The sequence below is a fragment of the Acinetobacter sp. OYA S30 genome, assembly GCF_033599315.1.
In the GTDB taxonomy this organism is placed as follows: domain Bacteria; phylum Pseudomonadota; class Gammaproteobacteria; order Pseudomonadales; family Moraxellaceae; genus Acinetobacter; species Acinetobacter baumannii.
Genome location: NZ_JAWVAV010000004.1, coordinates 92840 through 107207, shown reverse-complemented (window position 1 = coordinate 107207; position 14368 = coordinate 92840). Strand labels below are relative to the sequence as shown.

At 39.9% G+C, this 14368-nt stretch carries 12 protein-coding genes, 1 pseudogene and 1 riboswitch; of the genes and pseudogenes, 11 read left to right on the top strand and 2 right to left on the bottom strand.

Annotation, left to right across the window (positions count from 1 at the left end):
* The first annotated feature begins 112 nt into the window (after positions 1 to 112).
* Positions 113 to 385: pseudogene (locus R5R67_RS03520) on the top strand (hypothetical protein).
* A gap of 36 nt (positions 386 to 421) precedes the next feature.
* Positions 422 to 618: riboswitch (yybP-ykoY riboswitch) on the top strand.
* Between the two features lie 15 nt (positions 619 to 633).
* Positions 634 to 1209, top strand: a complete 576-nt coding sequence (locus R5R67_RS03515; protein ID WP_001154981.1) for a TMEM165/GDT1 family protein — start codon at positions 634 to 636, stop codon at positions 1207 to 1209.
* Positions 1210 to 1268: 59 nt separating this feature from the next.
* Here the strand turns inward: R5R67_RS03515 and R5R67_RS03510 are convergent, their stop codons facing one another.
* On the bottom strand, positions 1269 to 3425 hold the full coding sequence (locus tag R5R67_RS03510) for a TonB-dependent siderophore receptor (protein WP_000194062.1): 2157 nt from the start codon (positions 3423 to 3425) through the stop codon (positions 1269 to 1271).
* A 228-nt stretch (positions 3426 to 3653) separates the two neighbouring features.
* Here R5R67_RS03510 and R5R67_RS03505 point away from each other — a divergent pair, with 228 nt between their 5' ends.
* The 6 genes from R5R67_RS03505 (at position 3654) to recJ (ending at position 10365) form a co-directional block, all read left to right on the top strand.
* On the top strand, positions 3654 to 4451 hold the full coding sequence (locus tag R5R67_RS03505; protein WP_000505318.1) for an MBL fold metallo-hydrolase: 798 nt from the start codon (positions 3654 to 3656) through the stop codon (positions 4449 to 4451).
* 91 nt (positions 4452 to 4542) lie between these two features.
* On the top strand, positions 4543 to 4908 hold the full coding sequence (locus tag R5R67_RS03500) for a YkgJ family cysteine cluster protein (protein WP_000952249.1): 366 nt from the start codon (positions 4543 to 4545) through the stop codon (positions 4906 to 4908).
* Positions 4909 to 5043: 135 nt separating this feature from the next.
* Complete coding sequence (gene guaB / locus R5R67_RS03495) at positions 5044 to 6510, top strand: IMP dehydrogenase (RefSeq protein ID WP_000956023.1); 1467 nt, start codon at positions 5044 to 5046, stop codon at positions 6508 to 6510.
* A 149-nt stretch (positions 6511 to 6659) separates the two neighbouring features.
* The gene (gene glmM / locus R5R67_RS03490) at positions 6660 to 7997 is read left to right on the top strand and encodes a phosphoglucosamine mutase (protein ID WP_000119869.1); all 1338 of its coding nucleotides are present in this window, start codon (positions 6660 to 6662) and stop codon (positions 7995 to 7997) included.
* Between the two features lie 10 nt (positions 7998 to 8007).
* Positions 8008 to 8664 (top strand): pyridoxamine 5'-phosphate oxidase, encoded by a 657-nt coding sequence (gene pdxH / locus R5R67_RS03485; RefSeq protein WP_001286115.1) that lies wholly within the window; start codon positions 8008 to 8010, stop codon positions 8662 to 8664.
* Positions 8665 to 10365 (top strand): single-stranded-DNA-specific exonuclease RecJ, encoded by a 1701-nt coding sequence (gene recJ, locus R5R67_RS03480; protein WP_000161606.1) that lies wholly within the window; start codon positions 8665 to 8667, stop codon positions 10363 to 10365. It begins immediately after the preceding gene.
* A gap of 44 nt (positions 10366 to 10409) precedes the next feature.
* Here the strand turns inward: recJ and R5R67_RS03475 are convergent, their stop codons facing one another.
* Positions 10410 to 11177: a putative porin gene (locus R5R67_RS03475; protein WP_000731728.1), complete on the bottom strand. Its 768-nt coding sequence runs from the start codon at positions 11175 to 11177 to the stop codon at positions 10410 to 10412.
* Positions 11178 to 11569: 392 nt separating this feature from the next.
* Between R5R67_RS03475 and prfB the strand changes: the two genes are divergently transcribed.
* The 3 genes from prfB to R5R67_RS03460 all read left to right on the top strand — a co-directional run bounded on the left by prfB (position 11570) and on the right by R5R67_RS03460 (position 14254).
* A protein-coding gene (gene prfB / locus R5R67_RS03470; RefSeq protein ID WP_096640204.1) for a peptide chain release factor 2 occupies positions 11570 to 12665 on the top strand; the annotation gives its coding sequence in 2 pieces (ribosomal slippage) (positions 11570 to 11641 and positions 11643 to 12665; 1095 coding nt in all).
* 199 nt (positions 12666 to 12864) lie between these two features.
* Positions 12865 to 13167, top strand: a complete 303-nt coding sequence (locus R5R67_RS03465; protein WP_000350419.1) for an ArsR/SmtB family transcription factor — start codon at positions 12865 to 12867, stop codon at positions 13165 to 13167.
* Between the two features lie 28 nt (positions 13168 to 13195).
* A complete protein-coding gene (locus R5R67_RS03460; RefSeq protein ID WP_000819048.1) occupies positions 13196 to 14254 on the top strand; it encodes an alkene reductase in 1059 nt (352 codons plus the stop codon).
* Positions 14255 to 14368 lie beyond the last annotated feature (114 nt).

The window sequence follows — 14368 nt, the reverse complement described above, 5'->3', positions numbered from 1 at the left end:
GGGTTTTGTTTTAATGTCTATTTGACTTAATTTTAGGTTAATCTACAGATTAAGCAGGACTTATCGAGAGTGAGGAGACATTTCTCGTTATTACGTAAAGGAGAAATAGTAAATGTTGGGTTTTCTGAAAATTATGTTGCCCTTGTTGTTGGTTGTATTTTTATTGATGGGAATATGGGTCAGTATTTTGCACTTCCCTTGGGAGTGAATGACTTATGTTGTCATGGGGATTGAAGTGTTTGTCGCTACTCTGATTTTACCCCTTGAATATCAAACTGGAACAAGTAGCAGCCATATTGGTTTTATCAGTATAAGTGCTTGTCTTGCAGTGCTGTTAGGAATAGCCCGTTTATTCGTATGGACATGGGTAAAATTTTTTGCCTGAATATTTGAAAAATAGATTTAGTCGAATATAATAAGCCCATACTTCATTGGGGAGTAGCCGCTATTCACAGCAAATGTGAATAGGTGATGGTCAACATAATTGTTCAACAGAACATGGTCATCATAGCTTAAACGTCTCATCGTTCCTGAGTTGGCAAGACCTTTGATTTACCACTCTGCAATCATTTTATGATATTTGGCTAGCAGGAGGGGTAGGTCATAGGCATTTATGCTAGCCAGAGAACCGACATGCAAGAATTTCTGATTTCTACCTCGATTGTTGCCCTCGCTGAAATGGGCGATAAAACTCAATTGTTGGCACTTTTATTATCTGCACGTTTTCGTAAGCCAATCCCTATTTTAATCGCGATTCTTTTAGCAACTTTAATTAACCATGGTATTTCTGCTGTGCTTGGGCAGTGGATTACAACGGTTTTAAGCCCTGCAATCTTAGTCTGGGTACTTGCGGTTGGTTTCATTGGTATGGCGTTCTGGATGCTTATTCCAGATGAGCTTGATGATGAAACGGCGAGTATTAATAAATGGCAAAAGTTTGGCGTTTTTGGCGCAACTTTTATTTTGTTTTTCTTGGCAGAAATTGGTGATAAGACCCAAATTGCAACAGTCGCTTTAGCTGCACGTTATGACAGCATTTTCTGGGTAATGTTAGGCACAACTTTAGGAATGATGATTGCCAATGCACCTGCTGTATTTATTGGCAATAAGTTGGCTGAACGTTTGTCTATTGCGCTCATTCATAAAATTGGCGCAGCTATTTTCTTCATTGTAGGTGTTTCTACGCTCGTACAGCATTACTTCTTTTAAATGATTTTAAGCTTATAAAAAAACGCACTCATTAAGAGTGCGTTTTTTTATAGGTAATTTTAATAGTTAAATTTCACAGTAAAGTTAATTTGACGTGGATTACCTAAAGTCACCAAATTTTCGTTGAGAGCACCTGCATAGTAATCTTTATCAAATAGATTGCGGATCGCAAGTTGGGCACCCCAACGCTCAGCATCATAACCCGCTTCGGTATCGAATACTGTATAGCCTGGAACATGCACATCTAAACCATCAACGGTTTTATAAGTTTCACCTCGGAAACCACCACCTACATACCAACCAAGTTTTGATGATGGATCAAATTTGTAACGAGCTGACAAGCTATAAGCGTGTTCAGGAATATTGTCGAGCGCTTTCCCTACATTGCTTGCATTTGCATCTTTACTAATTTCTGCATCAATTGTGTAGGTATATGCAGCCGTTAATTTTAAACCTTCTAAAATTTCTGCACTAAGTTCAGTTTCAATACCGCGAGTTAACTGTTCACCACGTTGTACTTTATAGCCACTATTCGCAGTATCAGTAACCAAAACATTCTGACGTTTTAGATCATACCAAGCGATAGCACCTTGAATTCGTTGACCCGGACTTTGTAATTTCATCCCGACCTCAACCTGCTTTCCTTTTTCTGGCTTAAATGGGTTGCTATTTACGTCAGTACCACTATTTGGAGTAAATGATGTAGCGTAGCTCACATAAGGTGCCACAATATCATTGAGGGTATACATGACAGAAGCACTGCCCGTAAATGCATTATCTGATTGTTTACTCGCATTGCCAGTTACTAAACTTGTAGTTTGGGTTTGTGCCCAATCTTGACGTCCTGATAAGCTTAAAAGTAATTGATCATTAAGCTGAATACGGTCGCGTAAATAGAGCCCTAGATATTTGAGACGATTGATATCACGTACATTTTGCTTCAATGTCACGTTCTGACCATAGATAGGGTTATAGATATTTAAATCACCAATATCATATTTATCATTGGTGTAATCACTTTTTTCCTGAAAAGCATCGACTCCAATATTAATGTCGTGCTGCATGCCATATAGATCAAACTGTTTATTTAAACGGTTATCGATGGCGAAGCTTAAGTTATCAATAACTTGGTGTCGGCTGTTATTTCTACGGCTGATAGTCGTGTAATCAATTTCACCTTGTTTATCTTTTGCCCAAAAGTTACTACCTGTACGAGCAAAGACTGCTTTGCCATCCATTTCGGTTTTTTGTACGGCAAAATTCTGGTTAAAGTTCCAGCCATTATCAAAAGTATGTTTAAACGTATAACCAGTGCGATAAACATCTGCCTCATATTTACCGAAATTAGGATCGCCAATATATAAACTACGATCTATAGGTCCATTAGGGTTGTCTTTTAATGTACCAATTACAGGTAAACCTTGCTGACGAATATATTCGCGGTGTTGATAGCTTGCGATTATAGAGAGGTCGGTGTTATCACCGAGGTCAAAATTATAAGAAGGCGAGATATAAAAATTTTTAAAATAAACATAATCGGTCGGATCATCTTGATCAGAGATACGTCCATTTAAACGGAAAGCACCTTTTTCACTATTGTTTGGGCTGTAGTTTAAATCGAATGTTCCTTCTTTAAGGCTGTAACTACCATAAGTCATGCTAGCACGTGCAAAGCTTTCTGCTTCTGGTCTTTTAGTCACTAAATTGACCATACCACCCGGAGCAACTAAACCGAAATTAATAGAAGCAGGACCTTTTAAAATTTGTACCTGATCCATGCCCGATAGTTCGGTGGCAACATAAGTATTTTGGCCTACCCTTAAACCATCGACATAGACCGAATCAGAAGAAGTTTGCCCACGGATAATGAAATCATCCCAACCGCGGCGACCAAGTTTCCCAGCTTCTACGCCTGCAACACCTTCAAGTGCATCTGCTAAAGTTCTTGCTTGTTTTTGGTCAAGTTGTTCACGGGTGACGACAGAAACTGATTGAGCAGTTTTAAATAGAGGTGCATCTGATTTTAAAGCTGAATTTGCTTTTGTTGCGACATAAGAAGTGGGGTTTTCTTTTTGTGCTTGAATAGAAATAGTGGGTAACACATTGGTTGAATTTTGCTGTTCTGCCGGTTCTTCAGCATGACTTGTTGTCATTGAAGTAAAAATAGCAACTGCTAACAAAGTTTTTGAAGTTGAAAAAGCAAAGCGTTGAGTCATGGGAGGCCTAAACAGCGCAAAAAGTAAATTTGATAATGAGAATTATTTTAATTTATTGCAGTTTAATTTTAAATAACATTATGATTCATTTATAAAATAAGAAAACCAAAATCAATTTTAAAATATTATGAGAAAAATAAAGTAATTCATTGCATGAGTGATTGAATCCCATTATTTTATTATGGAAATAAAAATATCTAATATTTAAAGTTTTTTTTGGGGAATTTTATGGGGTTTGAAAAAACAACATCACAGATATTATTTGATAATGGCGTACACAAATGTATCAGTTTTACCAGTTTGGTCAAAGGGGAAGGCATACAAGCCAATCAATTTTTAATTATTGATCATGAGCGTGCTGCCGTGATCGACCCGGGTGGTGATTTGACCTATGTTCCGTTGACAATGGAACTTAATAAATATACGCGCCTTAAAAATCTTGATTATGTGATGGCTTCGCATCAGGATCCAGACATTATCACCTCAATGCCCCGCTGGTTAGTCTATACCGATGCTAAAGTGGTGGCCTCAAAATTATGGGCACGTTTTTTACCTCACTTAAATTCATCATTTATGAGTGAGCGTATGAAAGGGAATTGGGAAGACCGTTTGATTGAGCTGCCTGATCGTGGTCAAGTGATTCAATTAGGTGAATCGAAACTTGTAATTATTCCAGCGCATTTCCTACATTCGGTGGGTAATTTTCAGTTTTATGATCCCGTTGCTAAAATTTTGTTTTCGGGCGATATGGGAGCATCCATCGTAGATGATGCAAGTCAGCCTCTAAAAGATTTTGATAGCCATGTGATGAAAATGAAAGCTTTTCATCAACGTTATATGTGTTCAAATAAAGTCATTCGCTTATGGGTCAACATGGTTCGTCAGATGGATATTGAAATGATTGTCCCTCAGCACGGTAGTCCATTTATTGGTAAAGAGATGATTAATCAGTTTTTAGACTGGATTGAAACATTACCATGCGGTGTTGATTTAATGACAGAACAAATTTTTAGCTGTCCAACATAAAAAATAATGTTCGACATATTGAGTCCAATTTGAAATTTTTTTAGGATTTCGCGTCGCAGAAAAATTTTTGATGACGAGAATTTGAATAAAAATGTTATCTCAAGTTGCGACTCCAGATGAATGCCTACGCTGTGGGGCATGTTGTGCACATTTTCGGGTTTCATTTTACTGGGCTGAGGCCGAGTTAATGGAAGAACATCTAGTTGAACCTTTGACACCTGTCTATTCATGTATGCGTGGAACCAATCAGCCTGAGCCCCGATGTCAGGCTTTGACGGGTGAAATTGGTAAAGAGGTGGGTTGTTCCATCTATGCGGTGCGTAGTTCTACCTGTAGAGAAGTGCAGATTGCTGATGAGCAGTGTAATAAAGCTCGTTTAGCGCACCAGCTTATTCCTCTTATTCAAGTTAGCCCGGCAGATTCAGAGAATGATCACGACTATGATCAGGTGAGTTAAATATAAGCTAACACAATAATAAGTGGGAAATATTTAGAGTAGGCGAATATCTATTGCTGAAAAAGGCAAAGATAATATGAAAATTGCATCGAAATTTGTTTATAATAGCTCACGGAATTTACCAGTGAGATTGTTATGCTGACCATCGTTCAAGAAGCGCTAACCTTCGATGATGTCTTATTACTTCCTGCCTACTCTACTGTTCTCCCAAAAGATGTCTCTCTAAAGACACGTTTAACTCGCGGCATTTATTTAAATATCCCATTAGTTTCAGCTGCAATGGATACAGTGACTGAGTCACGTATGGCGATTGCAATGGCGCAAAATGGTGGTATCGGGATTTTGCACAAAAACATGGATATTGCTGCTCAAGCTGCAGAAGTACGCCGTGTGAAAAAATTCGAAGCGGGTATGGTGAAAGACCCTATCACTGTAAGCCCTGAAACTACAGTACGTGAACTGATTGCAATTACCTCTGCTAATAACATTAGTGGTGTACCTGTTGTTAAAGACGGCAAGGTTGTTGGTATTGTGACAGGCCGTGATACGCGTTTTGAAACCAATTTAGAACAACCTGTTAGCAACATCATGACAGGCCAAGATCGTTTAGTCACTGTACGTGAAGGCGAGTCTAAAGAAAATATTCAAGCATTATTGCAAAAACACCGTATTGAAAAAGTCTTGGTCGTTGGCGAGAGCAACGAACTTAAAGGCTTAATTACAGTAACTGACTTCCGCAAAGCTGAGAGCTATCCAAACAGTTGTAAAGATGATCTTGGTCGTTTACGTGTTGGTGCTGCGGTAGGTACAGGTGCTGATACACCAAGTCGTGTGGAAGCATTGGTTGAAGCTGGTGTTGACGTCATTGTTGTTGATACAGCACATGGCCACTCTGCTGGTGTAATTGAACGTGTACGTTGGGTGAAACAAAACTTCCCTCAAGTACAAGTGATTGGTGGCAACATTGCAACTGGTGATGCTGCATTAGCATTATTAGATGCAGGTGCAGATGCTGTAAAAGTGGGTATTGGTCCTGGTTCTATCTGTACAACACGTATTGTGGCTGGTATCGGTATGCCACAAATTTCTGCAATTGACAGCGTTGCTAGTGCACTAAAAGATCAAATTCCTTTAATTGCAGATGGCGGTATCCGCTTCTCTGGCGATATGGCAAAAGCGATCGGTGCGGGTGCAAGTACGATCATGGTTGGTTCATTACTTGCAGGTACTGAAGAAGCGCCGGGCGAAGTTGAGTTTTTCCAAGGTCGTTACTACAAAGCATATCGTGGTATGGGTTCATTAGGTGCAATGGCGGGAGCAACTGGTTCTGCTGACCGTTATTTCCAAGATTCAAAAGCGGGTGCTGAGAAGTTAGTACCAGAAGGAATCGAAGGCCGCGTTCCATATAAAGGCCCAATGGGTAATATCGTTCATCAAATGATGGGTGGTTTACGTTCATCGATGGGTTATACAGGTTCAGCTGTGATTGAAGATCTTCGCCAAAATGCGAAATTTGTGAAAATTACTTCAGCAGGCATGTCTGAGTCACATGTTCATGATGTAACGATTACTAAAGAAGCTCCGAACTATCGTGTTGGTTAGATTTTGGTAACCAAAACAATCAAGAAAGCCGTCAGTACACTGACGGCTTTTTGTTTTTGGTGTAAAGTAAATCCGATGAAAAGAGATATGGCGGAATAGCCATATATGAAATGAGCCACGGCTGAAGTGGCGTAAAAATGAGATAAGCTATGAGTTATTTTGGAACGGATGGTATTCGTGGAAAATTTGGGCAAATGCCGATTACGCCAGAGTTTGCTTTAAAACTCGGTTTTGCTGCAGGGAAGGTATTAAAACGAACGAGTCCGAAAAATAAACCACTTGTTGTATTAGGAAAAGATACTCGTTTATCCGGTTATATTTTAGAGTCTGCTTTGCAGGCGGGATTAAATGCTGCTGGTGTATATGTTCACTTACTTGGACCATTACCGACACCGGCAATTGCACATCTTACCCGTGCCTTACATGCACATGCAGGGATTGTTATTTCTGCATCACATAACCCATATTTTGATAACGGGATTAAGTTCTTCTCAAGTGAAGGTAAAAAATTACCAGATTCATTGCAGGAAGAAATTAATAAAGAATTAGAAAAAGATTTATTTATCGAAGACACTGCAAACTTAGGTAAAAGTGTTCGTGTGACCGATGCAAATGGTCGTTATATCGAATTTTGTAAATCTACATTCCCATATCATTTTGATTTAAATAATTTAAAAATTGTTGTGGATTGTGCTCACGGCGCTGCTTACAGCGTTGGCCCTTCGGTTTTCCGTGAACTCGGCGCTAAAGTTGTCGCTTTATACAATGAGCCAGATGGTTTAAATATTAATGAAAACTGTGGTTCAACTCATCCAGAGAGCTTACAAAAGGCGGTTGTGGAACATGGGGCTGACTTAGGTATTGCCTTTGATGGTGATGCTGACCGTGTAGTGATGGTTGATAAGTTCGGTAACTTAATTGACGGTGACCACATCTTATATATTTTAGCGACTCAGGCAAAAAACAAGCCAGCAGGTGTTGTTGGTACGGTAATGAGTAACATGGCACTTGAAGTGGCACTTGAAAAAGCAAATGTTGGCTTTGTTCGTGCAAAAGTCGGTGACCGTTATGTATTACAAGCCCTAGAAGAAAATGGATGGGTAACAGGTGGTGAGCCTTCTGGCCATATTCTGACTTTAGACAAGAGCACAACAGGTGATGCGATTATTGCAGCATTACAAGTGTTAACCGTGATGGTTGAGCAGAACAAAGCGCTGCACGAATTGGTTCACGGCTTTAAACTGTACCCACAAGTTCTTGTAAATGTACGTTTGGAACAAATGCTTGATCCATATTCTATTCCTGCATTAGTTGCTGAGTTTAATAAAGCTGAAGAGCAGCTCAAAGGACGTGGACGTATTTTAATTCGTAAGTCTGGAACTGAGCCAGTCATTCGTGTCATGGTTGAAGGTGATAACGAGCAAGAAGTGAAAACTTTAGCTGAACATTTAGCAAATGCAGTTCGTTCACAGGCACAAGTCGCATAAGGTGTATGGCATGAGTGATGTCATTAAAGATTTAAGTGAATTGCGCTTAAGCTATGAACAAGGCGAGTTGTATGAGACTCAAGTTGCTAGCAATCCCCACGAGCAATTTCTAGGTTGGTTTAATCATGCCTTAGCAGCTAACTTGCATGAACCGTATGCAATGTCATTAGCAACTGCGAGTGCTAGTGGTCGTCCGCATGTCAGAACTGTGTTGTTACGCGGTGCGACAGAAGCAGGTTATGATTTCTATACCAACTATGACAGTCAAAAAGGTATAGATTTGGCAGAAAATCCATATGCTGAATTGTTATTTTATTGGCCAAGTCTAGAGCGTCAGGTACGAGTAGGTGGGCATGTTGTAAAAATTCCTGAACAGGAATCTACAGACTACTATCATAAACGTCCACGTGATAGCCAGATTGCAGCTCATATCAGTACTCCTCAAAGTGGCAAAATTGAAAGTCGCGAATTGTTACAACAGCGTTTTCAAGACTTGCAACAACAGGTTCAAAGCCGTGAAGTACTCGATAAGCCGGAGTTCTGGGGTGGATACCGTCTACAGCCAGATTATTATGAGTTCTGGCAAGGGCGACCAAATCGTTTACATGACCGCTTGAGTTATGAAAAAATCGACGGTCAATGGACGTTGCACCGACTGATGCCTTAAATGACAAAAATACAAATTAAACAAAGACCTTTATTGACACGCCCTGAACAGTTTCAGGGCGTGCCTCCGTTTATTGCCGAAATTTTGGCAAGACGGGGCGTACAATCCGAGCAAGAACTAGAGTTAAAGCTTAAGAATTTATTGGCTCCTGAACTCAAGGGGTTGGACGCTGCTGTAGCATTAATGGATCAAGCCATCGATGAGCAGAAAAAAATAGTTATTGTGGGGGACTATGATGCTGATGGCGCAACCAGCACTGCTTTAATGATGCTCGTGCTTCGCGATATGGGAGCACAAGTCGACTATTTGGTACCGGATCGTTTCAAATATGGCTATGGTCTTACTCCTGCCATTGCTGAGCTTGCTCATCACACCTATCAACCCGATCTATTAATTACAGTAGATAATGGAATTTCTAGCCATGCTGGTGTTGATGCAGCACATGCTCTAGGCATGCAAGTGATTATTACTGATCATCACTTAACGACCAAAGAAACCCCACTTGCTGAGGCGGTGGTAAACCCAAACCAATTAGGATGTGAGTTTCCAAGTAAGGCACTTGCCGGTGTTGGCGTTGCTTTTTATGTACTTGCCAATTTGGCGAGTCTACGCAATAGACAGGGTAAAAGCACAAGTAAAGTGACTCAATATTTAGATTTAGTCGCTTTGGGAACTTATGCCGATGTTGCTGTTTTGGATTATAACAACCGTATTTTGGTTGATGCCGGTGTAAAACGTATTCAGCAACATCAGTGTCGAGTGGGAATCTTAGCCTTACTCGATATCGCTGGTCGGGAAGCTACTTCAATACGTGCTCAAGATTTAGGTTTTGTGCTCGGACCGCGCATTAATGCTGCTGGACGTATGGAGAGTATGCGTATTGGGATCGAGTGTTTATTAGCTGATACGATGGAAACTGCATACCCCATTGCTCAGCAATTAAATCAGTTAAATATCGATCGCCGTCAAATTGAAGGGGAGATGAAGCAACAAGCTTTATCTGCTTTAGACAGTTTACAACTCTCACAACAAGATATTCCCGCGGCGCTTGTTCTGTTTGAAGAAAACTGGCACCAAGGTGTCATCGGGATTGTCGCGGGACGTTTAAAAGAACAGTTTCATCGCCCAACGATTGTGTTTGCTCCAGATGAAGATGGTATTCATATTAAAGGCGCAGCACGTTCCATTGATGGGGTGCATATTCGAGATACCATTGAACAAGTTGCCGAACAACATCCTGAGCTGGTGAGTCATTTTGGTGGACATGCGGCAGCGGCAGGCTTAACGATTCGTAAAGAAAACTTTGAAGCTTTTAAAACCGTATTTAATGATTGTGTAGCTGCTATGGATGAATCAATCTTTCAAGCGACATTATGGACCGATGGTGAGCTACCTGTCTCTGCTTTGCAATTAGATACCTTAAACTGGATTGAGCAATTAGGTCCGTGGGGACAAAAATTTCCACTGCCTCAATTTGAAGGATATTTTAAAGTTATCGATTTTCGTTGGCTCAAAGAGACACATTTAAAGCTTAGATTAGCGATAGACCAATATAGTTTCGATGCTATTGCTTTTAATGCAGCAGGTCGCTTCGAGTTTGATCCGATGCGTGACCATGTGCATTTGGTTTATGAAATAGACCGTAATGTCTTTAATGGTAATGTGAGCTTACAGCTACGCATTGTGCATTTAAATCAATAAAAAAATCCGCTCAATTGAGCGGATTTTTTTTAATCTAGGTTAGATTAGAAGCGGTATGCTGCACGAACACCATAAGTGTTGTCGTTATCACCGAATCCAACACGACCTTCAACACTTACTTGCTGATTTAAGAATTTTTTAGCATTGATACCAAATTCATCTTTATCAGTTAAGTCGTTATTGTAGTAGTCCACACCTAAACTTAAAGTTTTATCGATGTAGTAGTCACCGCGAACTTTATATTCGTCAAGGTCACCAAACGCACCATAAGCTTCAAGGTTTACGTCATGTTGACCAACTTGAGTTACATACTTAGCACGAACGGTAGGATCTGCACCGTCTTTACCGTCTTTCTCGTCGTAACCTTTAACACCTAGAGCAAGTAATAAACCAGGAGCTGGTAAATAACCTACTTCTGCAGCATAAGTAGTCACTTTACTGTCGATATTAGTGTTGTCGATTTCACGTTCGTTTCTGCCTACATCACCGCTAAGGTAAAAGTCAGAGTTAGGAACGAAGTACTCAACGCCTACGCCATATTGAGTGTCTTTTGTGCCGCTGTTATCGCCATAGTTAACATGTGCGTTAACGTTACTTGCACGGTTTAAGAATGCTGCTTCTGCAAGCGGTGCATTACGTGTTTGAACAGGGTTGAAATAATAAGTCCCATCAACACCGAATTTGCTTACGCTGCTGCCGTTATCTGGATCAAGATAATTGTAAGAACCACCAACTTCAGCTTGGTAAGCGTTTGCTGCGCCACTTACTGCAAGAGCAGATAAAAGAGCTGATGCAATTGCTAGTTTTTTCATGGAATCTCTCCCCTCTAAAAACGATTTTATAAATGTTTTGTTACAACTTTTAGTCTAGAGCAAAATCATTTACCGTCAATCTTGTCCAAGTAACTGGACTGTAACCATGTGCTTTTTATGTAACTATATTTAATTTAATATATTGATTTTAAATAATAAAAAAACAATGTTTTATTTTATTAAAAATGAGGAGATTTTGTGTAGAAACTTAAAAATGCTGGAAAAGTACCCAATTTTGTATGGGGATGTTACAAGTTAAGCTTAAAATCTACTGAAAGAAAATTAGCAAACTTATTCAATGAAATAAGAGTTAGCGATTAAAGCAGGTTCGAAGATAACCGTAGCTATGATAAAATATTCGACTGTTTATCTGCTTTTATGGGAACACTCGCGTGGAAATTAATCCTTATCTAAACCAATTGAAAGACTTAACTGATCGTAGCCAAACACTACGGGGGTATCTTTGACTACGATCTAAAAAAAGAACGTTTAGAAGAAGTTTTACGTGAGTTAGAAGACCCTGCGATCTGGAATGATCAAAACCGTGCTCAGGCAATGGCGAAAGAAAAGGGCGAACTAGAAAACGTTATTAATGTATTAGATGGCTTATCTACACAGCTTGAAGATGCAAAAGCAATGTTGGATTTGGCTGTAGAAGCTGATGATGAAAGCTTGCTTGAAGATGTTCAGTCTGAACTGAGTACTGCTGAAGAAGAATTAGCAAAACTTGAATTCCGCCGTATGTTTAGCAATCCAATGGACCCGAATCCTTGCTATGTCGAGATTCAGGCGGGTTCAGGTGGTACAGAAGCACAAGATTGGGCTTCAATGCTATTACGTATGTATATGCGCTGGATTGAACGTCATGGTTTTAAAGCAGAACTTATGGAAGTGTCTGACGGTGATGTGGCTGGTATCAAATCTGCAACGATTCGTGTTGAAGGTGAATATGCGTATGGTTGGTTACGTACAGAATCTGGTGTACACCGTTTAGTACGTAAATCACCATTTGACAGTGGTAACCGTCGTCATACTTCTTTCTCTGCGGTATTTATTTCTCCAGAAGTCGATGACAATATCGAAATTGATATTAATCCTTCAGATGTTCGTACTGATACTTACCGTGCATCTGGTGCAGGTGGTCAGCACATTAACAAAACCGATTCGGCAGTACGTTTGACGCATATTCCGACTGGTATTGTAGTGGCATGTCAGAACCAGCGTTCACAGCATGCGAACCGTGATCATGCATGGAAACAGTTACGTGCAAAATTGTATGAATTAGAAATGCAAAAACGTAATGAAGCCGCTCAAGCACTTGAAGACTCGAAGTCTGATATTGGTTGGGGTAGCCAAATTCGTTCTTATGTACTTGATGACTCTCGAATCAAGGATTTACGTACGGGTGTTGAAAATTCAAATACTGGTGCGGTTCTTGATGGTGACCTTGATCGTTTTATTGAAGCGAGTTTAAAACAGGGGTTATAAGAGTCTTTTGAACTTTTAATTCTCTATAACTCTTAAATTTTTAGCGATTAAAACGGCAAAGCAGTTCAGTGTTTGGAAGTTAATCGGAAAAATACGATATGAATATCGAAAAAAATAGATATGAATATCGTAAAAATACGATATTATGTTTCCGAAATGCTGAACAAAGCTTTGTTCGTTTACAAGACGTGTTGAGCCTATGGATATTGATGCAATTAGCAAAGCCCTAGCCAATCCTCTGCGTCGGCAGATTCTGCAATGGTTAAAAGAGCCGGAGCATTATTTACCAGTAGAAGAGTGTGGTGGTAGTTTTGAAAAAGGGGTTTGCGCAGGTCATATTGAACGTTTGGGTAAAGTAGCTCAGTCTACGATGTCCAATCATTTGTCTGTATTACAGCAGGCGGGTCTCATTCAGGTCCAAAAATATGGACAATGGTCTTATTTTTCACGTAACGAAGCTTTGATTCAGCAATATATCGAACATTTAAAACAAACACTTTAAAACAAATAAAGTGTAAGTCGAGGCGATCATGGCTGAACTCAATACTCCCTTAACAGTTGGTGATTTTGAAATTAAAAATCGACTGGTAATGGCCCCATTAACACGTGCGCGTAGTGGCGAAAGCCGTGTTCCAAACGATTTAATGGTGGAATATTATCAGCAACGTGCAAATGCCGGTCTCATTCTCACTGAAGCAACAGTGATTGGTTCAAAAACCGTAGGTTATGCAGATACTCCGGGACTATGGTCACAAGAGCAAGCACAAGCATGGAATAAGATTATTGAAGCAGTTCATGCTCAAGGTTCAAAAATTGTAGTTCAACTGTGGCATGTGGGTCGTATTTCACATCCAGAGCTTTTAGATGGTGATATTCCTGTTGCACCGAGTGCGATTCAACCTGCGGGTGAAGTAAGTTTATTACGCCCTAAACGTCCATATGTAACGCCACGTGCGCTTTCAATTGAAGAAATTCAGGAAATTGTTGCTCAATATAAGCATTCAGCTGAATTGGCTAAAGCAGCAGGTTTTGATGGCGTTGAGTTACATGCAGCAAATGGTTATTTAATTGACCAGTTCCTTCAAAGTAATACTAACCAGCGTGATGATGAATATGGTGGTCCGGTTGAAAACCGAGCTCGTTTGTTATTAGAAGTAGTTGATGCCTTTATTGAAGTGTGGGGAGCTGGCCGAGTAGGTGTGCATATTGCACCGCGTGGCGACTCGCATGATATGGGTGATGAAAACCCGCTAGCGACATTTGGTTATGTGGTTGAACAACTCAGCCAACGTAATGTGGCTTTCATTTTCTCTCGTGAATATGAAGCAGCTGATAGTATTAGCCCACAATTACGTAAAAAATTTAATGGTGTATGGATTGCCAATGAAAATCTGACACCAGAGTCAGCAAAACGTATCTTGCGTGAAGGTCAAGCAGATGCTGTATCTTTTGGTAAAGCATATATCGCTAATCCAGATCTTTTACAGCGTTTAGAACAAGGCTTACCATTAAATGAACTTCAACCAACGACTTTATATGCTAAAGGCGCTGAAGGATATACAGACTATCCGGCTTTAGAAGCTTCATAAGTTCATAATATTATTAAAATTTACTATGTGCTGAACTTGCTCTTTCGTGAGTTCAGTAAATGACTTTTCTTGTATATGGTAGAGTTTAGGTATCGAAACTCTGCCATTTTTTTT